At 36.0% G+C, this 18,450-nt stretch carries 19 protein-coding genes, 2 tRNA genes and 1 pseudogene; 5 read left to right on the top strand and 17 right to left on the bottom strand.

Annotation, left to right across the window (positions count from 1 at the left end; genetic code table 11):
• Nucleotides 1-277: 277 nt before the first annotated feature.
• Complete coding sequence (locus ABH955_RS11345; protein WP_016092377.1) at nt 278-892, top strand: PH domain-containing protein; 615 nt, start codon at nt 278-280, stop codon at nt 890-892.
• Nucleotides 893-943: 51 nt separating this feature from the next.
• Here ABH955_RS11345 and ABH955_RS11350 read toward each other — a convergent pair.
• The 8 genes and pseudogenes from ABH955_RS11350 to ABH955_RS11385 all read right to left on the bottom strand — a co-directional run bounded on the left by ABH955_RS11350 (nt 944) and on the right by ABH955_RS11385 (nt 6,754).
• A tRNA-Arg gene (locus ABH955_RS11350) sits at nt 944-1,017 on the bottom strand.
• Between the two features lies 1 nt (nt 1,018).
• Nucleotides 1,019-1,092: transfer RNA gene (locus ABH955_RS11355), tRNA-Gly, on the bottom strand.
• A gap of 108 nt (nt 1,093-1,200) precedes the next feature.
• Nucleotides 1,201-1,704: a metallophosphoesterase gene (locus ABH955_RS11360; protein WP_404491119.1), complete on the bottom strand. Its 504-nt coding sequence runs from the start codon at nt 1,702-1,704 to the stop codon at nt 1,201-1,203.
• A gap of 13 nt (nt 1,705-1,717) precedes the next feature.
• Nucleotides 1,718-2,326 (bottom strand): XTP/dITP diphosphatase, encoded by a 609-nt coding sequence (locus tag ABH955_RS11365; RefSeq protein ID WP_113935654.1) that lies wholly within the window; start codon nt 2,324-2,326, stop codon nt 1,718-1,720.
• A gap of 11 nt (nt 2,327-2,337) precedes the next feature.
• Nucleotides 2,338-3,075, bottom strand: coding sequence for a ribonuclease PH (gene rph / locus ABH955_RS11370; protein ID WP_002138500.1), 738 nt, complete (start codon nt 3,073-3,075; stop codon nt 2,338-2,340).
• A gap of 131 nt (nt 3,076-3,206) precedes the next feature.
• Nucleotides 3,207-4,253 (bottom strand): GerMN domain-containing protein, encoded by a 1,047-nt coding sequence (locus ABH955_RS11375; protein ID WP_113935655.1) that lies wholly within the window; start codon nt 4,251-4,253, stop codon nt 3,207-3,209.
• A gap of 130 nt (nt 4,254-4,383) precedes the next feature.
• Entirely contained in the window at nt 4,384-5,196 is an 813-nt protein-coding gene (gene racE / locus ABH955_RS11380) for a glutamate racemase (protein WP_002015338.1), read from the bottom strand.
• A gap of 232 nt (nt 5,197-5,428) precedes the next feature.
• Nucleotides 5,429-6,754: pseudogene (locus ABH955_RS11385) on the bottom strand (MFS transporter).
• 369 nt (nt 6,755-7,123) lie between these two features.
• On the opposite strand from ABH955_RS11385, the gene ABH955_RS11390 reads away from it, so the two are divergent.
• Nucleotides 7,124-7,807, top strand: a complete 684-nt coding sequence (locus tag ABH955_RS11390; protein WP_404491120.1) for a type 1 glutamine amidotransferase domain-containing protein — start codon at nt 7,124-7,126, stop codon at nt 7,805-7,807.
• A gap of 49 nt (nt 7,808-7,856) precedes the next feature.
• Here ABH955_RS11390 and ABH955_RS11395 read toward each other — a convergent pair whose 3' ends face one another.
• The 5 genes from ABH955_RS11395 to ABH955_RS11415 form a co-directional block, all read right to left on the bottom strand.
• On the bottom strand, nt 7,857-8,495 hold the full coding sequence (locus ABH955_RS11395; RefSeq protein WP_242307490.1) for a TetR/AcrR family transcriptional regulator: 639 nt from the start codon (nt 8,493-8,495) through the stop codon (nt 7,857-7,859).
• A gap of 163 nt (nt 8,496-8,658) precedes the next feature.
• Nucleotides 8,659-9,321: a type 1 glutamine amidotransferase domain-containing protein gene (locus ABH955_RS11400; RefSeq protein ID WP_404491121.1), complete on the bottom strand. Its 663-nt coding sequence runs from the start codon at nt 9,319-9,321 to the stop codon at nt 8,659-8,661.
• A gap of 107 nt (nt 9,322-9,428) precedes the next feature.
• Nucleotides 9,429-9,653 (bottom strand): spore germination transcription factor GerE, encoded by a 225-nt coding sequence (gene gerE, locus ABH955_RS11405; RefSeq protein WP_000659484.1) that lies wholly within the window; start codon nt 9,651-9,653, stop codon nt 9,429-9,431.
• Between the two features lie 165 nt (nt 9,654-9,818).
• A complete protein-coding gene (locus tag ABH955_RS11410) occupies nt 9,819-11,114 on the bottom strand; it encodes a purine/pyrimidine permease (protein ID WP_113935681.1) in 1,296 nt (431 codons plus the stop codon).
• Nucleotides 11,115-11,226: 112 nt separating this feature from the next.
• Complete coding sequence (locus ABH955_RS11415) at nt 11,227-12,468, bottom strand: amidohydrolase family protein (protein ID WP_404491122.1); 1,242 nt, start codon at nt 12,466-12,468, stop codon at nt 11,227-11,229.
• A gap of 363 nt (nt 12,469-12,831) precedes the next feature.
• Between ABH955_RS11415 and ABH955_RS11420 the strand changes: the two genes are divergently transcribed.
• Entirely contained in the window at nt 12,832-13,017 is a 186-nt protein-coding gene (locus ABH955_RS11420) for a PspC domain-containing protein (protein ID WP_002088845.1), read from the top strand.
• 74 nt (nt 13,018-13,091) lie between these two features.
• Here ABH955_RS11420 and ABH955_RS11425 read toward each other — a convergent pair whose 3' ends face one another.
• On the bottom strand, nt 13,092-13,664 hold the full coding sequence (locus ABH955_RS11425; RefSeq protein ID WP_002015333.1) for a helix-turn-helix domain-containing protein: 573 nt from the start codon (nt 13,662-13,664) through the stop codon (nt 13,092-13,094).
• A gap of 100 nt (nt 13,665-13,764) precedes the next feature.
• On the opposite strand from ABH955_RS11425, the gene ABH955_RS11430 reads away from it, so the two are divergent.
• Nucleotides 13,765-14,730 (top strand): DMT family transporter, encoded by a 966-nt coding sequence (locus ABH955_RS11430; RefSeq protein WP_002145507.1) that lies wholly within the window; start codon nt 13,765-13,767, stop codon nt 14,728-14,730.
• A 142-nt stretch (nt 14,731-14,872) separates the two neighbouring features.
• Nucleotides 14,873-15,538, top strand: a complete 666-nt coding sequence (locus ABH955_RS11435) for an aquaporin (protein ID WP_002067333.1) — start codon at nt 14,873-14,875, stop codon at nt 15,536-15,538.
• Nucleotides 15,539-15,599: 61 nt separating this feature from the next.
• Here the strand turns inward: ABH955_RS11435 and ABH955_RS11440 are convergent, their stop codons facing one another.
• The 3 genes from ABH955_RS11440 to ABH955_RS11450 form a co-directional block, all read right to left on the bottom strand.
• The gene (locus ABH955_RS11440) at nt 15,600-16,031 is read right to left on the bottom strand and encodes an Rrf2 family transcriptional regulator (RefSeq protein WP_002112095.1); all 432 of its coding nucleotides are present in this window, start codon (nt 16,029-16,031) and stop codon (nt 15,600-15,602) included.
• A gap of 270 nt (nt 16,032-16,301) precedes the next feature.
• Nucleotides 16,302-17,528 (bottom strand): ABC transporter permease, encoded by a 1,227-nt coding sequence (locus tag ABH955_RS11445; protein ID WP_404491123.1) that lies wholly within the window; start codon nt 17,526-17,528, stop codon nt 16,302-16,304.
• A gap of 2 nt (nt 17,529-17,530) precedes the next feature.
• Nucleotides 17,531-18,415: an ABC transporter ATP-binding protein gene (locus ABH955_RS11450; RefSeq protein WP_404454173.1), complete on the bottom strand. Its 885-nt coding sequence runs from the start codon at nt 18,413-18,415 to the stop codon at nt 17,531-17,533.
• Nucleotides 18,416-18,450: the final 35 nt, after the last annotated feature.

Genomic DNA, 18,450 nt, shown 5'->3' on the forward strand with positions numbered 1-18,450 from the left:
TCTACGCTACTAAATGTTTTACAACATCAATTACATATGTTAACTTTTCATACGCCACAAACCCAAAAGCTACTGTTAAACCCGTTACGATTAATCCTTTCATCATCTCTTCCTCCTCATTTATCGTTGTTATCTTCATTATATAGGATTAGTAATTTGTTACCATCGAACTTCCTTACACTTACCTTACAGAATTGTAAGATTTCAAAAATAGATTTAAAATCATGTTAATATATTTTTGTACAATTAAGAATTTAATTTACAAGGGGGATTATATATGTTCAAAAAAATGGCAGCTGACGTTTTAGGATTAAGCGATGTAGGTTCCGTTATCACACCAAAAGATTACGATAAGGTCGATGCTGATGATTACGTAATGCATGAAGATGGGGAGAAAATTTACTTTCTTATTAAATCAAAATCAGATGAATATTGTTTCACAAACAAAGGATTAATTCACCTAGATGGTACAAGTGCCACAAGCAAAAAACGTACATTACGCCGCTTTAGCTATAGTAAATATCAAATTAAAAACGTAGCACTTGAAACTGCAGGAACGATTGATTTAGATGTAGAAATTAAATTTCAAATGGGAGATGAGCATTACTCAATTGATGTTCATAAAAAACATATTGAAGAATTAAAAGATTTATATAAGGCTCTTCTTAAAATCGAAGAAATTTCATACGACAACGACATTAAATTGCAGTATGCACATAAAAGTTTAGATATGGCATCTAACGCTTTCAGCCGTATTTCAAATGCACAAGTAAATTTAGCAGAACAGTTTAAAGAGATGAACGAGATCGCCTTTAACTGGCTCGTTGATACGAAAAAGCAATATAACGTGAAAGATTACGGTTTTGTCTTTGAAAAATTTATTAATAACTAATTTAAAACAAACAAAAAACCTTGTTATCAAAAGATAACAAGGTTTTGTTAGCGTCCCAGGAGAGATTCGAACTCCCGACCGTACGCTTAGAAGGCGTATGCTCTATCCGGCTGAGCTACTGGGACATGGAGCGGGTGAAGAGAATCGAACTCTCGACCAGAGCTTGGAAGGCTCTTGTTTTACCACTAAACTACACCCGCATATGTTATTTTATTTTTCTTCGTTAGCGCCGTTGCCCTATCGACAATATTTATTATATTCATAACTACTTATAAAGTCAACACTTTTTTAAAAGAGGATAATTTTTCTTATCCTCTTTTAAAAATTGCTTGTTCCACCAGCTGTCCATCTAATGTTTCAAAACGAACTTCTATATGATTTTCATCCATTTCTAATAAAGCGAATGTCTTTTCCACACGAGAGCGTGGGAGCAAAATACTTCCTGGATTAATAAATAAAATCCCATCAATTAATTCTGCCCCTAATATATGAGAATGTCCAAAGCATGCTACTTGCGCTCCTACTTCTCCTGCATGATACGCTAACGTTTGTAACGTCATTTTCACATTATGACGATGACCGTGTACAACTAAGAAACGAATTCCATCTACATCAGTTACAATTTCATCTTGAAAGTTAGCATAATCACAATTCCCTTTTACAACTTGGAAACCTTGTAGCTCTTCGTGAGCAGGCGTTAGCTCTGAATCACCACAATGAATCATGGCATCTACTTTCCCTTCGTAATTCTCTTTTAACTGCTGTAATTCCTTCACAGAGCTATGACTATCGCTTACGATTAAAGCTTTCATCAATCTCTCTCCCTTATTCTTCTAAAAACCATTCTGGGATTTTTTCTTCTAATTTACGAAGAGCGCGTCCGCGGTGACTAATCGCATTTTTCTCATCCGAATTTAGCTCAGCCATCGATTTTTTATATTCTTCTACATAAAAAATCGGATCGTATCCGAAACCATTTTCCCCGCGGCGCTGTTCTAGAATTTTCCCTTCGCACGTTCCGTTTACAATAACCGGCTCTTTATCCACTTCAGGGAAAGCAACTGCTAGCGCACAGTAAAAACGAGCTGTACGTTTTTCTAAATCGAAGTCAGTTAACCCTTGTAACACCTTATCTATATTCGCCTGATCATCTTTCGGCTCCCCAGCAAAACGAGCTGAATACACACCTGGTTTCCCGTTTAAGGCATCTACAATAAGACCAGAGTCATCCGCAATTACGATGGAATTCAACTGTCTACTAAGACTGTCCGCCTTTAAAATTGCATTTTCTTCAAATGTTTCACCAGTTTCTTCGACTTCTTCAATATGAGGAAAATCGTGTAAAGATTTCACTTCTAAGTCAAATCTCTCAAATAACTCAGCAAACTCACGTACTTTCCCAAGATTTTTCGTCGCTACAACAACTTGCTTCATATTTTCCACCTCTACTCTATATGAGATACGATGTCACCTAATGCTTCTTTTTGCTTTTCAACAAGTTGGAAAATCCCTTGTTCAGCAGCATCAAGTAATTCATTTAATTCAGCTCTGCTAAACGTCGCTTCTTCTCCAGTTCCTTGCACTTCAACAAACTGACCTTTTCCAGTCATAATAACGTTCATATCAACGTCTGCTTTAGAATCTTCAGCATAATTTAAATCTAAAACAACACCTTGTTCTTCAACAACACCTACTGACGTTGCCGCTAAATAATCTTTCACCGGAATTTTAGATACTTTGTCTGCTTGCAATAATTTTTCAAAAGCTAATACCATCGCTACATAAGCACCTGTAATAGAAGCTGTTCTCGTTCCGCCATCCGCTTGAATTACATCGCAGTCAATCCAAACCGTTCTTTCGCCAAGCGCTTCTAAATCAACAACCGCACGCAATGCTCGTCCAATTAAACGCTGGATCTCCATTGTGCGCCCTGTTACTTTCCCTTTACTTGACTCCCTGATTGTACGTTGCTCTGTCGCACGTGGAATCATTGAATATTCTGCTGTTACCCAGCCTTTTCCTTCTCCGCGCATAAACGGCGGTACACGCTCTTCAATTGTCGCTGAACAAATTACCTTTGTATCCCCAACTTCAATTAGTACTGATCCCTCTGGATGTTTTAAATAATTTGTATGAATATGTATATGGCGTAGCTCTGCTTTTCCTCTACCATCTACTCGCATAAAAATAACCCCCTCATAAATACTCTCATTAGTATAGCCAAATTTAAATGTACGATATGTATAACAATAAAAGAAGGGGAACTCAAAAAGCAATTCCCCTTTCTTACATAAGTATATCAAATTATTCGCGATTAAAAACTACCTGTATTCACGTTTTGTGGACGATTAACAGGTTTTATTAACTTTTCACCTTTCTCATCCATAAGATTTGCTTTCCCATTCACTTCAATAGAAACATTTTTCACACCTTGTTTTTCCGTTAAAGATAAGACTAACGATTTCAACACATAATTTGAAATCATATTTTTGTCTGGGTTCACAAATATATTTTCATTAAAGTTTAATGTAATATTTCCGTCCTTCACTTTCGGATTCGTAATAAGCTTAGCTCCTGGATTAAAATCATTTAGTAGTGATCCTTGAATCGGACCTTTTACAAGCTCATCCACAATTGCCGAGTAATCATTTTCTTTTCCTTCTGCAACGCGCCTTGTTACCGGTACGTAATATTGCTGCTTATTATTTTGCGCCATAAAGTAAAGTGTAACCGGTTTTGTATGCGTCACATCTGCTACTTGTTCATCATCAAAGTTAATTCCATTCGCACGACTTACACCTTCACCAAGCGGTGTACCCGCAACAGGCATCTTCGCTAACTTTTCACCATTTATTTGGAACTGCACTTGTTTTATTTCTGTAAATTGAGTCAAAGTCCACGCTACTGATTCAACAATTTGACGTTCTTCTTCTTTTGAATAATTTTTCATTTCTTTAGAGAAATCAATTACTGCTGTCCCGCCTTTTTTCAAATTCAAGGTCATCGTCGTATTCGCTGGAAGGACTGCTCGAAATCCATTTGGCAATAAATTTGTAACTGGTCCATCTTTCACAAGATACTCTAACGTTTGCTGTACAACTTCATTCGCTTTCGGAGTAGGCATTGCAATAGTTTGCGGTACGACATATCCATTTTTATCAACGAGGTATAACTCTCTATTTACTGTTTGCTCTTGTTTATCTTTTTTAGCAGTTTCTTTCTTTTCACCTTCTGTATACGTAACTTTTTTTGGCGGATCAATTTGTTCTGTCGCTTTCTCTTGATTTAACAAGCCACACCCTGATAATAAAATCGCACTCACAGTAGCACCAACAACCCATTTAAAAGTGGATTTAGGCATGCCATTCCCCCCTAAAATCTAAGTTTGTACTTTTATGTATACGAGCTGTTTCATATTTTAGAACAAGCTATAGCTACTTACACAGAAAAAACCCCTGATTTCTCAGGAGTTCTCTTATATGAATCTACTATTATTCTGTTTCTAAATTGATATGCTTCACATTTTCAATCGGCTGACCGAACCACTTTGATGCAATTTCTTTAAACAGACCTATTTTACCAGTCGTTAAGAAGAGATGATCACTTTGTTCTTCTCCCTCATTTAACATCTTACTATGGTATAAAATCGTGCTTACCTCACGCGCTGTTTCATCACCCGAACTAATTAATTGTACTTGATCCCCCATTACCTTTTTAATAACAGGACCTAAAATCGGATAATGTGTACATCCTAGAATAAGCGTATCAATGTCAGTACTTTTCAACGGTTGCAATGTTTCTCTTACAACTTCATACGCCATTTCACTTTCGAAATTCCCACTCTCTACAAGCTCAACGAAAGGTGGGCACGCTAAACTTTCTACCATAACACGGTTATTAATAGACTTTAGTGCCTCTTCATAGGCGCCACTTTTTACTGTTCCAATCGTTCCAATAATCCCAACATGATACGTATTTGTCACTTTTAAAGCTGTACGTGATCCTGGATGAATAACTCCAACTACTGGAATTGGTAATTGTTTCTGCATTTCTTCTAAGACAACCGCAGTTGCTGTATTACACGCAATAACTAACATTTTGATATTTAAATCTAATAAATGCTCCGTCATTTCCCACGTAAATTGACGCACTTCTTCACGAGAACGCGGACCATAAGGGCAACGTGCTGTATCTCCTAAATATATAATACGTTCTTTCGGCAACTGACGAATTAATTCCTTCGCTACTGTTAAACCGCCCACTCCTGAATCAATAACACCGATCGCTCTATTCAACTTAATCACCCGTTTTCTCATTCATCATCTTATTTTATCATTATATTTTATACACTTTAAGTTCGCTCACTTAAACTGCTTCTGTATGAAAATTTTCATTTGTACCTGTATAGACTAGGACCTTTTTTATTTTGCTCCTTTTTTTCATAATTTGCAAGACAGAAAAATAACCGACCTTCTATATGAAAGTCGGTTTCTTCCATACAAAATACGCATTTATCCCACTAATTAAAGTTTCACTTTATTGCTCCATCTTTTTTTGGAAAGAAGACATCCCTATTAATAAGAAGAAATGAGCAGAAATTAAAATGATGATTAAAATAAAATTCAAACGATAACTATTTGTAGATTCCATAACTTTGCTCGCTACAGCTGGTCCAAATGCCATACCGAAAAAGTTAATTAAATTATATAAACCAAGACCGACTCCAACTTTAGCTGGATGTAATGTTTTCGGTATAAATGTGTTTAATGATACTTGAATAGCTGAATAACTCATAAATGTTAAAATAATCGCCAATACAATAACGACTATGCTTCCATTCGGAATAAACCCTAAAATTAAAAAGCCAACGATCATAATGACAGACGCTACATAAATCATATTCACATTTCCAAACGAAGGGACAATCTTTCCCGTAATAAAACTAGATACAATACCAAAGAGTGATGCAACAAACAGTGCAATTCCGATAACGAATGGCGACAATCCGTGCACTCTTCCTAACAGTGATGGCAATAATAATAGACTAGCACATAACGCCACATTAATTATAAACCCGACCGCTATTAAACGAAGAAATGGTTTGTTCGAAAATAACTCAATATCAATAAATGCATGCTCCGCGTTCTTCATACGAACCGTGAATAAAAATAAGAAAGCTACCGATAACACAAATAGCCAACTATTAATATTGACACCTAATAAAACAGTCGTAATGAATGCAAATAATAACGCCGCTCCAATGTAATCAAAATGAAACGCTTCATCCGTATGCTGCGCTTCTTCTGGCATAAATTTTATAAGCAAGAAAATCCCAACTACTGAAATAACCATAAATAAAAATAAATATGGCCACCCTAATGTATTTGTAATAGCCCCGCCAACTAAAGGACCAATGCCTATTGCTAATGCAATAGAAGAACTAATCATCGCTAATGCACCAGGCTTCTTAGCAGGAGCAACTAATTTTGCCACTACAATCATACTAAGCGCAATAAACGCCGCGCCCCCACTCGCCTGCACTAATCTTGCAAGAATGGTAATCGCATAAGATTGATTCATAAATCCAATAATAGAACCCGCTACAAATATGATAATTGAAATAATCAATAGTTTTTTTACGCTATAACGATCAGCCAACTTCCCATATATCATCGAACCAATACCGACAACTAAGGAATAACCTACTACAACCCAACTTACTTTCTATTGACTAATAGATAAATCATTAGCAATATCCTCTAACGCTACATTAAATAAAACCGCATTCATCGGTCCTAATAAAACGATAAAACATAATGTGAAAACAAACCATTTTGAATGGTTACTTATATCTTTCCCCATGCGTAACACCTCTTCTGATTGTAGTAACTGTAAATGAAAAATAAAGTTGTTTAGCTCCTCTATCACTACTAAACAACTTCATCAAATGTATAAATTTATCGCGCGACAAATTGAATTCGAAACGTAACATTATGTTGTTCGATATTCATGGAACTATCATAGTTTCAGCATTACAGTTTGTCAACGAAAAATATACAAAGTAAACTAATTTAGTGTTTTTAGTTTACTTTGTCCAAAAATTGTTATACACTAATTTCGAATCCGGTATAAGGGGGACTGACATGGTTATTCAAATTTGCAATTTCTAACTTAATAAAATCAAGTAAATAAAGAACTTTTATATAGAAGAAACATTACAGGAGGATTATGATGAAGAAAAAAATGTTAGTTGTATTAACGAGCGTAGAAAAATACCCAAATTTAAATAGAGCTACTGGGCTTTGGCTTGGTGAAGCTGTCCATTTCGTTAAAAAAGTAGAAGAAGCTGGTTACGAAGTAGATTATGTCAGTCCACAAGGCGGCTATACACCGATTGATCCGCATAGTTTAGCGATGGCGGAGAGCATCGATTGGGAATGGTATCAAAAGAAAGAATTTATGAATCGTCTCGGCTCTACAATGAAACCGAGTGAAGTGGATCAAGAAGACTACGCTGTTATTTATTACGCGGGTGGTCACGGAGTTATTTGGGACTTCCCAGAAAACAAAGAACTTCAAAATATTAGCCGCAACATTTATGAAAATGGCGGAATTGTTTCCTCTGTTTGTCACGGAGCTGCTGGTTTATTCCATATCACATTAAGTAACGGGGATCGTTTAATTAACGATAAAAAAGTAACAGGATTCTCAAATGAAGAAGAGAAACTAGCTGAATTGGATCAATTCGTTCCATTTTTAACAGAAGATGAACTCATTAAAAATGGAGGGCTTTACGAAAAAGCTGCGCAGCCTTGGGAAGCTTACGCTGTAGAAGATAATCGTGTAATTACTGGTCAAAACCCTGCTTCAGGTGGTCCAGTAGCTGAATTAGTATTAAAACAGTTGCAAAAATAATATGTACTAAAAAAGCAGATTTCCCTCTAGTAAGGGAAATCTGCTTTTTTTACGAAATCATTTGTAAATTAGCTTTAATTTCTTTTTCAATTTCAGAATCATCAACTACATCTAAAAATTCCGGTTTAAACAGTTGATATTTCTTCAAATTGTAGAAATCAAGTATCGCTTGCTTTAACGTAATATCGTACTGAATGCAAAAAGTATGATCTATAATGCGTCTTAACATCACATCATCTTGCACCATAAATAGTTGCGCATTCATTTTATTAAAGTAACCTTGTTCCATACCCGACTCAAAAAACATTTGCAAATTACGATTGCGATTTTGTTGTGCAGCGACTAATTGATCCGACAAATGCGGATACGCTTCTTTCAAATCTTGTAAAAAGACATCCGAAATATACGTCACACATTTTAAAGAATGGATAAACGTCTTTTGGAAACGTTCTGTAAACGACATACTTTCATCTTGATTATCCGCATCTCCTTCAAGAAGATAGTTTATAAAATCCTCTACTACTGCCTCAATAATCTCATCTTTCGAAGAAAAACGTTTATATAAAGTAGCTTTACTAATATCCATATATTTCGCAATTTCATCTATTTTTAATTGGCTAAAACTCGTCTTTCGAATAACGGGCTTTATTTTATTAATATAAGTATTTGCACACGCTACTTTTCTCATTTAAAAGAGCCTCCTCTTTTGTTCATACAAAATAGTATAGCAAATTCATGAATGTTTATAAATGAAGTTATTATACTCATTACGTCTTTTTAGTTTATTACAATTTCAATCTACGCTATACATAAAAAGTACCCGCTACCTTTGTTAGTAGCGGGCACCTTTTCTATAACTTATTTACAGCTCTTTTTATAGCCTTACCTATTCCCATACTAGACTGCGGATTCTGCCCTGTAATCAAACGCCCATCTACTACAACATGCGGCGTGAAATTAGGTGCTACATAAAATAATGCCCCTTCTTCTTTCAACTTACTTTCTAGCAAAAAAGGAACTCGATTTTCTAAATGTACAGCTTTTTCTTCATCGTTTGTATAACCTGTTATACGCTTACCAGCAACAAAAAACGAGCCATCTTTATTTTTCACACCAACTAAAGAACTTACCCCGTGACAAACAGCCGCTACAACCCGGTTATTGTTATACATATTTACAATCAAATTCGCTACATATGTATTACCAGGAAAATCTACAATAGCCCCGTGCCCACCACCAAATAAAACTGCATCATAATCTGAAAAATGAACCTTCGAAATCGGCTTCGTATTTTGCAATATCGTAGCTACCTGCTTAAATTCACGAGGTATCCCATTTGGAATTGACACTCTATCAATAGGTACCCTTCCACCTTCTATAGATACAAGATCAACATCGAACTTAGCCTTTTTAAATAAATTATACGGAGCTGCGAGCTCTTCAAGCCATAAACCAGTCGGGTGTCCATTCAAGTTATGAGCGCTTGTTGAAACTAATAATACCCTTTTCAACATATCCCCTCCTTACTACCTATTTATGTAGGAAACATTCTTATCATTCATATGGAGCATGAAATAAATAGAAAAATAGCCGACCTCTTTTATAAAAGTCGGCTGCTTTCTTATAGTTCGAGCTCTCCCATACGAAGAAGCTCAACAACTGCTTGTGAACGTCCTTTAACCCCTAGCTTTTGCATTGCGTTTGAGATGTGATTACGTACTGTTTTTTCACTTATAAACAGTTCACCTGCAATTTCCTTCGTCGTTTTATCTTGAACCAGTAATTCAAATACTTCTCTTTCTCTCTTTGTGAGTAACGGTTTAGATTGATACGCTTTTTCCTTCAACTGGTATAACCCTCCTTGCTTAAGCCAGAGCTGTATATGTGTAAGTTGGGTGTTTATTTAGTCAAGATATTGTATGAACGAAATGTGCAGGTGGTGAATGAAAATGGGCTTTATTTCTTATGTTATTTTAGACTTTTATACAGTGCGTACACTCTTTTTATCCACTTACTTTTCAGTACGCCATATTTGTTCTAGTAATATGCTGACAACTGTACCTACGAACAAGCCATTTCCGAATATATATTGCATCACAGACGGCAAGGATTGGAGTGCTCCAGACGGTAAAAACATAACACCACTTCCAAATAATATAGCAACTCCTAAAATCGTTATATTCCTTTCGCTCATTGGCACTTGTTTTATATTATGAAACCCAATTCCAATTAACTGTACGAACGAAGCCATTAAAACCGCAGATGCGACCGCGGATGGCAGAGAGGCTAAGTAGCGGATAATACTTGGAAATAGCGACATACCGACTAATAGTACACATGCAAATAAGAATGAACGCATGTACTTTTGATTTGTTAAACGTATGAAACCTGCCGTTGCTGGTAATGGAACGACACCTACAGTTGAAAACAAAGAGGAAATCATATGCGAAATCCCTCCGACCCACGTACCATTTCTCAACTGTTTTTGTTCAATAGTCGCTTTATGAATCGTAGCTTGATTGATTGCTATAATAGCTGCCACTGTATTTGAAACTAAAATACATACCATAACGAAACTTGATACAGCCATACCTGTATTCCATTTTGGAATTCCCCACGCGAATATATGTGGAAGTTGCACAAAATGAGTTACTTGAGATGGGATCGTCACTTTTCCTGCAATGAGAAAAATAATCCAGCCACTAATTAACCCTATTAAAACCGCATAACTTTTAACAAACCCTTTTCCGAAGTTGGAGAGTATGACTACGAATAAAAATATGCCAAAAGCAATTAATGCTGTAAATCCATCAATTTGAGAAACAGTAGCTGTAATTCCTAGCATTCCTTTTAAAAATACACCACTTAATTGTAAACATAATAAAAGTAAGAACGTCCCTGTCACGAGCGGCGTAAATAAAAATAAAATACGCCCAATAACTCCCGTTACTCCTAGCGCTATTAAAACAACTCCCGCAACCATCATTCCTAATTCTAAAATTTGCAATGTACTATGTAATTGATCCTGCCCTACAGTTGCATAAGCAAGCACGGTAAATACACCAACCCAAGATCCAGCTGGTCCATCCGCAATCGGAAGCTTATGTCCAAGCCATCCTTGTAAAAAAGAAGATATACCAACTACGAAAAACGTACGCTGCATTAAATAAAATACTTCTTCCGTCGTAAGATGAAATAATCCGCCAACAACAATTGGTAGCGCGATTGAGTTTGCTAATAAAAAAATAAACCATTGCAAAGTTCCCATAATATGATTTTGATTATGTTGATTGTCCAAACTTTTCATCCCTTCTTGCTTCCTTATAAGGAAGTATAGTACTTCCCTGTTTCTACTAAATAAAAAAGAAGGGTTCTATTTTCACAATTAGAACCCTTCTCAAAACATCTAAACGATTCCTCTATACAAGATTATCAGATTTCACTTGATCTAAATCTCCTATAACAACATTCCCTTTATACATAACTACACGCTTCTCTGTTTGACGAGCCACTGCTTCCGCGGCGCATGTTGCATTCGTCAAGACAAAACTTGCCTCATCTCCTACATTTGGCCATAATCTCTTGCCTTCATCGTTTAGCGTAGCTTTCCCTCCTGTAATAAAACGAAGAGCTTTTCCTAAAGATTTTTCATCACTCCAACCAAATCGTTCTGCCAATCGATTTGCCTTTTGAAGCATATCACCTGTGCCAAACGGAGACCAATGATCTGTAATACTATCATTTCCTAATGAAACTTTAACTCCTTTTCGATCTAGTAACGGAATTGGGATTACTTGTTTACCGATTGGAACGGTTGAAGTGATATCAATCTTTAATGCTGCTAGTCTTTCTGCCACTTCTTCAGCTTCTTTATTAGTAACACCACCAAGTCCAAGCGCATGACTAATTGTTACACGACCTTGCCATCCTGCTTCCTCTGTTAGACTTGCCAATCTCTTCATTGTAAACGTTCCAAGGTTATTTGCATCATGCAAATGAATATCAACATCCGCGTTAAATTCTACCGCAATGTCCATAATCGTATGTAATGATTTTTCAATATCATTATCTACTGTAGCTGGGTCCACTCCGCCAACTAATTGTGCGCCCATACGCATCGCATCTTTCACAAGTTGCATAGAATTACTTCGCAATAATCCATGTTGCGGAAATGCAACTATTCTACCAGACAACCGATCTTTATATGTTTCTAAAGCTGCTAACGTTGCCTCTAAATTACGAAGTCCAATAACCGGATCCACATTACAATGAGTTCTAATATTTGTTGCGCCATTTCGAAGCAATAACTCTAGCATATTTTCCGCCCTGTCTTGAGCAGTTGCTAATTGCTTTGGTAAAATCGTTTTTTCTTCATTAAAACGTGTAAAAATATTTTTTGCTGGCATACAAGCTTTCCAAGGCCCACTATAATATGTTTTATCAATATGAATATGCATCTCTTCAAAAGCTGGTAAAACTAATAAACGATTAGCATCAAAAGTTAACGTCCCTTCCTCTTGGGCGATTCCCGATATAATTCTTTTAATTCGCCCATCTTCAATAAGAAGACTGCATATCTCAGTTTCCGTTTGTGAAATTTTCGCTTCTTCATATGTATAACCTGTTTCAAGCTTTACATTAGTCAACCAATATAATGTCATTACCATTTCCCCACCTTATATTAGAAAATACGTCACACCCTCATTTTCATTTTAATACCAACTGAAAATTAAGACAATTAATCCACTGTATTGTCCTTTCACAAAAAAATGTAATATAACCTAATGGTCTTCTCATAAAGTGAAACTATAATCAGTGGGGGGTTCATCCTCCACTGATTATTAGCCTTCACCAATCGGGCGTTTACGGGCAGTTGATCTCCCACCTAACTTCTTTGCTTCAGCCGAATTTTGAGGTGGGAGTTTTACTGCCCACAAATAGCGGGATAAATTTCCATATAGAATAAAAGTACACTGTATCACTCATACATAACAGCGGTGATATAAAAAGGAGAGGATCATAATATGTCGAAGAGGTTATATAAATCCGAAACTGATAAAATGTTATTTGGTATATGCGGTGGTTTAGGAGAATATTTTGATATTAGCTCTACTCTCATTCGTATTATTTGGGTCATTGCTATTCTATGTTTTGGAACGGGATTTTTAGTTTATTTTATTTGTTTATTACTTATGCCACGCGCGTACTAACTGGTATCATTCCATATACGTAAGAAGAGCATATAAAAAATCACCTATAGAATTCTTTTCTATAGGTGATTTTTTCATGAAGAATATTTCATCGTTAAATGTAATACCGCCACTTCATCCTCTTCATTTTTATAACTATGTTTCTTATTCGCTTCAAACTGAATGGAGTCAAACTCATTTAGCACATATACGTCATTCTCAACTTGAATAGAAACTTTCCCTTTCATTACTGTTACAAGCTCAATTGCTCCTTCATGATGAGCTTCCGGTTCATATATACTATTCGCTCTTAAACAAGCACGGTGCATTTCCATCCCTGTTTCTTTCGTGTAACGGAACATCGTTTCTAAATGCCATGCTTGTCCTACATCTACTGCAAATCCTTCTCCGCAGCGCGCAACAGCTACAGGTTCTCCAACAACCATTAATCTCGATAAAGGAATCGATAACCCTTTCGTTATTTTCCAAATGACAGCTAACGTTGGATTCGTTTCACCTCTCTCAATTTTCCCTAATGTTAATTTACTAACCCCTGTTTTTTGGGCTAAATCTTCTAAACTTAATTTTTGTTCATTTCGAATTTGTCTTAATAACTGACCTACTTGCTGGATCACTTCTTTTGTTTGCATGTCCTCATTTTCTTTCATCTATAAAACCACCTTAAAATATAAAATAGTTTACTTTTATTCACTTTAAGTATATTATACTATACATAAATACTCAATTTCGAAAGGAGTGCCATACTTCATGCGCGCAATACTACTAGGTCTTTTATCATCGGCCTTTTTTTCTGCAACCTTTATTATTAACAGAGCAATGAATGTATCTGGAACAAGCTGGGCTTGGACTGCTTCCTTCCGTTTTCTATTTGCTCTCCCTATTTTATTCCTTATCGTTTTATTTCGCAAAAACTTAGGAGCTTTATGGGAAGAATTAAAAAAACATCCATTTGTATGGATCGGGTGGGGCTCTGTCGCTGGCATCGGCTTCTATTCTTTATTAAGTTTCGCAGCTGTTTTTTCTCCAGCTTGGCTCGTTGCTGGAACTTGGCAAGTTACGATATTAGCAGGTTTACTTTTATCGCCATTATTCTTCATTAAAATAGAAACAAAATCAGGTACAAAACTTGTACGTGGAAAAATCCCACTGCGCAGTTTATACGTCGCTTTATTTATTTTACTTGGTGTACTTTGTATGCAAGCTACTGAAGCAGGGCATATTACAATGACTCAATTCATTTCTGGTTTTTTACCTGTCGTTTTAGCAGCTTTCTTATATCCCTTCGGTAACCGAAAAATGATGGAACTTGTTGGCGGGCGTCTTGATACATTCCAACGTGTATTAGGAATGGCAATCGGAAGTCTCCCTATTACAATTCTACTTGCTATATACGGATTTTCCACTACCGGTATTCCATCATCAAATCAAATGATGCAAGGATTTTTGTTAGCATTATGTTCCGGAGTTATTGCGACGATGACATTTTTCTTTGCTACTGACTTAGCAAAAAACAATCTTGCTTTACTTGGAGCTGTTGAAGCAACACAAGCTGGAACGATGGTCTTCACTGTGCTTGGTGAGATTATTTTCTTAAATGGTTCATTCCCTAGCGGTCTGTCACTGATTGGGATGATTATTATCATGCTAGGAATGGTCGTAAATAGTGTTTTAAACCGTTCTGTTCCAGTCATTAAACAAAAAAAATCAGCATAAAAATGGATATGGTTCTTCTTTATAGAACCATATCCATTTTTATTGTCTCCCTATTTCGCCTTATCAGAATAGTATTTCATTAGCTATTTATACTAAAACCTATGTTATAATACGTTTCATGCGCATTAATAGGAGGTAAATTATGTTAAAAAAAGCAATTGCTGAATTTATTGGTACATTTGTACTTGTATTATTCGGAACTGGAGTAGCTGTCATTGGTGGCGGAATTGAAGGAATTGGAACGTTAGGTATCGCTATGGCTTTCGGATTATCTATCGTGGCTATGGCATATAGTATTGGAACAATTTCTGGGTGTCATATTAATCCAGCAGTATCAATCGCTATGTTCATCAATAAAAGAATGAACGCTATGGAACTTAGCTATTATTTATTAGCCCAAATTTTAGGTGGTTTATTAGGAACTGCAACGTTAGTAACAATTTTACGATCTGCTAAATTACCTTTAGATAATTTAGGACAAAATAGTTTTGGAACTCTTGGTTTATCTGGAGCATTTTTAGTTGAATTCATTTTAACTTTCGTATTTGTTTTAGTTATCGTTGCTGTAACAGGTAAAAAGGGAAGTTCTTCTTTAGCTGGACTAGTAATTGGTTTCACATTAGTATTAATTCACTTATTAGGTATTCCGTTAACTGGAACATCTGTTAACCCAGCTCGTAGTATCGCACCAGCTCTATTCGCTGGCGGAGAAGCAATTTCTCAACTATGGGTGTTCATCGTTGCCCCAATTTTTGGTGGTATCGTAGCAGCTGTTGTAGGAAAGTTTATTTTAAATACTGAAAAATAGAATTTTCAATATTTCCGAATAAAAAAATGCGAGCCCTCATCATGAGGAAGCTCGCTTTTTTTTATTCTTTAATTTTCGACTTTAAATTTGTAACTAATTGCTGCACCGTTACATTTGCAAGTACGTTTTCCATCGCTTCTTGCGATTGTATTAAAACAATCTCTAATACCGATTGAATATTAGCTCCTACTGGACATTCAATGTTGGGATTTTCATGGAAAGAAAATAGATGTCCTTCTTCTACAACTTCCACAGCTTTATATACATCAAGTAATGTAATTTCATCTAAATCACGAGCAAGTGTCGTACCACCTTTACCAGCTTGTACATCAACAAGTCCTGCTCTCTTCAACATTCCTGTAATGCGACGAATCACAACTGGATTTGTATTCACACTACCAGCAATCCATTCAGAGGTACAGCGAGAGTTTCGATCTATTGCAAGTAACGTTAACATATGAACACCTACTGTAAAACGACTACTAATTCCCATCTGCACACCCTCCTTTTTATTCATTCTATTAAAAGACAACTCTTATTATTATATACTATTTTTAATTTATACATAAAGTGAAACTTTAATCAGTGGGGGTTTTGTTCATCCCCCACTGATTATTAGTTGAACCAATCGGGCGTTTACGGGCAGTTGATCTCCCATCTAACTTCTTTGCTCCAGCTGAATTTTGAGATGGGAGTTTTACTGCCCGTTAATGCGGGGTAAAGAAAAAGCATGATTCCATTAGAAAATCATGCTTTTCTCCCATTATTGACGCTTTATAAATTTCGCCAAATCTTTAAACTTCACTTTATCAGAGTAATTCATTACACCATTTACATAGATACGGCTTGTAATAGCATTTAATATACCAATCGTCGCCAATAAAACTACTAATGTTATCGTAATCTCTAACATACCAGCTTCACCAGCTACAATCCGCGAGAAGGTAACCATCGGTGTGAAAAACGGAACATACGAACTTACAACAACAATAGTACTATTCGGATCACTTAATGATTTAATACTAATGAAGAATGCAGCCATGATCAAAATCATTACTGGGAAAGATACAGCTTGTAAATCCTCTGTCTTAGACACAACAGCTCCAGCCGCAGCGTACATCATCGCATAAAGTAAATACCCCGTAATGAAATAAACAAGGAACATACTTATAACCTTTGCATCTAATTTTGTAAAGTCAATGGGAACACCAAATAATGAAGCACTTTCTAAATCGACCCAACCTAACAAATAAGGAATAAGATAACCACAAGCCAATATTACAAGTTGCAATAACGCCGTTGAAACAACCGCTAAGATTTTCGCATACATCATCGTAAGAGGCTTTACTTTCGGAAGCATTACTTCCATTACACGTGACGCCTTTTCAGATGCAATATTCATTGCGATTGTATTTCCGAAAGCTACAATAAACATATACAAAGCAAATGTAAAGAAATATGCAATTCCGAAAGAAGATGTACGATCTTTTATCGCTTCTTGCTTCACTTGAATTTCTGCTTGTAATTGCTGCGCAATTTCTGGTGAAACATTATTTTTTGCAATCGTCACCTTCGTATATTGTTGTTTTAAATAACCCGCCATAATCGCAGAAGTCGCTTGGCTTGGAAATCCATTATACATATATGTAACTGCTGGAGTCCCATCCTTTTCCGTCACATGGAATAGACCATCTAAATCTCCCTCTTCTACTTGCTTATGTAGTTTATCAAAATCATCTTTTGAACCGACCGTTATTTTTGCTGATGGCAATAGCTTATTTAGCTCTTCTTTTTGTACTTTGTATGTGGAACTCTCTACTACAACTGCAATTTTATCTTTATCCTTATTTTTATCATCGCCTGAAGTAAAATGATTAAATGCAAAAATCCCAAACACAACCAAAAATAAAATCGCACTCGTAATTAATGATTTTTTAGATAAAAATGCTTCTTTAAAATAAAATGAAAATACATGAGAAAATTTACGCATCTTTATTTCGCCCTCTCTACAAAGATTTCGTTTAACGTCGGCTCTAACATTTTAAATTGTCGTAAACCAACACCTTGTTCTTGCAACTGTTGCAAAATCTTTAGAGCTTCTGCATCGCCTTGTACTTTTACATAAAGAAGGCCTTGTTGTTTTTCATACGGAACGTGTATAGCTTCTAATCCCTTTTCATTCTCTACTGTATCTTCAATCGTTAAATTACGAAAACCGTATTCTTTCTTAATATCACTTAACTGTCCTTCTACAACCGCTTCGCCTTTTTTCAAAATACATACATGTTGGCAAAAAGCCTCTACTTGCTCCATACGGTGACTTGATAAAATAATTGTCTTTCCGTCCTGTACTTGTTCTCCAATAATACTAGCTAGCATTCCCGCATTAACTGGATCAAGTCCGCTAAATGGTTCATCTAAAATAAGAAGTTCTGGATCATGAAGAAGAGCAGCAATCAATTGAATTTTTTGCTGATTCCCTTTCGAAAGTTCTCCCGCCGTTTTAAATTTATATTCTGGAATTGCTAAGCGTTCTAACCAGTGATCAATTGCAAGATCCACTTCTTTTTTCGTCATTCCTTCTAATCTGCCAAAATATCGCAACTGATCTATTACTCTACTTTTTGTATATAATCCTCTTTCTTCTGGTAAATATCCAATTGTTACCCCGCTATCACCAAATGATTTTCCATCCCACGTAATAGAACCTTCATTTGGCGTTAATAAACCTAGTAACATTTTAATTGTCGTTGTTTTCCCTGCACCATTTCGGCCAAGTAACCCTAACACTTCACCTTTCGGTAACGAGATTTGCAAACCATTAACTGCTTTAGATTCTCCGAATATTTTTGTTAAGTTTTGAATTTGTAAACTCAATGTATAAAGCCTCCCCTTTAGTATCATTCGTACCC

Origin of the sequence: Bacillus sp. RC240 (assembly GCF_044907945.1) — a bacterium.
Lineage (GTDB): Bacteria > Bacillota > Bacilli > Bacillales > Bacillaceae_G > Bacillus_A > Bacillus_A mycoides.

Bases quoted from the DNA above. Each gene is read 5' to 3' on its own strand.
- ABH955_RS11345 (WP_016092377.1), top strand. From the start codon at position 278: ATGTTCAAAAAAATGGCAGCTGACGTTTTAGGATTAAGCGATGTAGGT.
- ABH955_RS11360 (WP_404491119.1), bottom strand. From the start codon at position 1,704: ATGAAAGCTTTAATCGTAAGCGATAGTCATAGCTCTGTGAAGGAATTA.
- ABH955_RS11365 (WP_113935654.1), bottom strand. From the start codon at position 2,326: ATGAAGCAAGTTGTTGTAGCGACGAAAAATCTTGGGAAAGTACGTGAG.
- rph (WP_002138500.1), bottom strand. From the start codon at position 3,075: ATGCGAGTAGATGGTAGAGGAAAAGCAGAGCTACGCCATATACATATT.
- ABH955_RS11375 (WP_113935655.1), bottom strand. From the start codon at position 4,253: ATGCCTAAATCCACTTTTAAATGGGTTGTTGGTGCTACTGTGAGTGCG.
- ABH955_RS11390 (WP_404491120.1), top strand. From the start codon at position 7,124: ATGAAGAAAAAAATGTTAGTTGTATTAACGAGCGTAGAAAAATACCCA.
- ABH955_RS11395 (WP_242307490.1), bottom strand. From the start codon at position 8,495: ATGAGAAAAGTAGCGTGTGCAAATACTTATATTAATAAAATAAAGCCC.
- ABH955_RS11400 (WP_404491121.1), bottom strand. From the start codon at position 9,321: ATGTTGAAAAGGGTATTATTAGTTTCAACAAGCGCTCATAACTTGAAT.
- ABH955_RS11410 (WP_113935681.1), bottom strand. From the start codon at position 11,114: ATGAAAAGTTTGGACAATCAACATAATCAAAATCATATTATGGGAACT.
- ABH955_RS11415 (WP_404491122.1), bottom strand. From the start codon at position 12,468: ATGACATTATATTGGTTGACTAATGTAAAGCTTGAAACAGGTTATACA.
- ABH955_RS11420 (WP_002088845.1), top strand. From the start codon at position 12,832: ATGTCGAAGAGGTTATATAAATCCGAAACTGATAAAATGTTATTTGGT.
- ABH955_RS11425 (WP_002015333.1), bottom strand. From the start codon at position 13,664: ATGAAAGAAAATGAGGACATGCAAACAAAAGAAGTGATCCAGCAAGTA.
- ABH955_RS11430 (WP_002145507.1), top strand. From the start codon at position 13,765: ATGCGCGCAATACTACTAGGTCTTTTATCATCGGCCTTTTTTTCTGCA.
- ABH955_RS11435 (WP_002067333.1), top strand. From the start codon at position 14,873: ATGTTAAAAAAAGCAATTGCTGAATTTATTGGTACATTTGTACTTGTA.
- ABH955_RS11440 (WP_002112095.1), bottom strand. From the start codon at position 16,031: ATGGGAATTAGTAGTCGTTTTACAGTAGGTGTTCATATGTTAACGTTA.
- ABH955_RS11445 (WP_404491123.1), bottom strand. From the start codon at position 17,528: ATGCGTAAATTTTCTCATGTATTTTCATTTTATTTTAAAGAAGCATTT.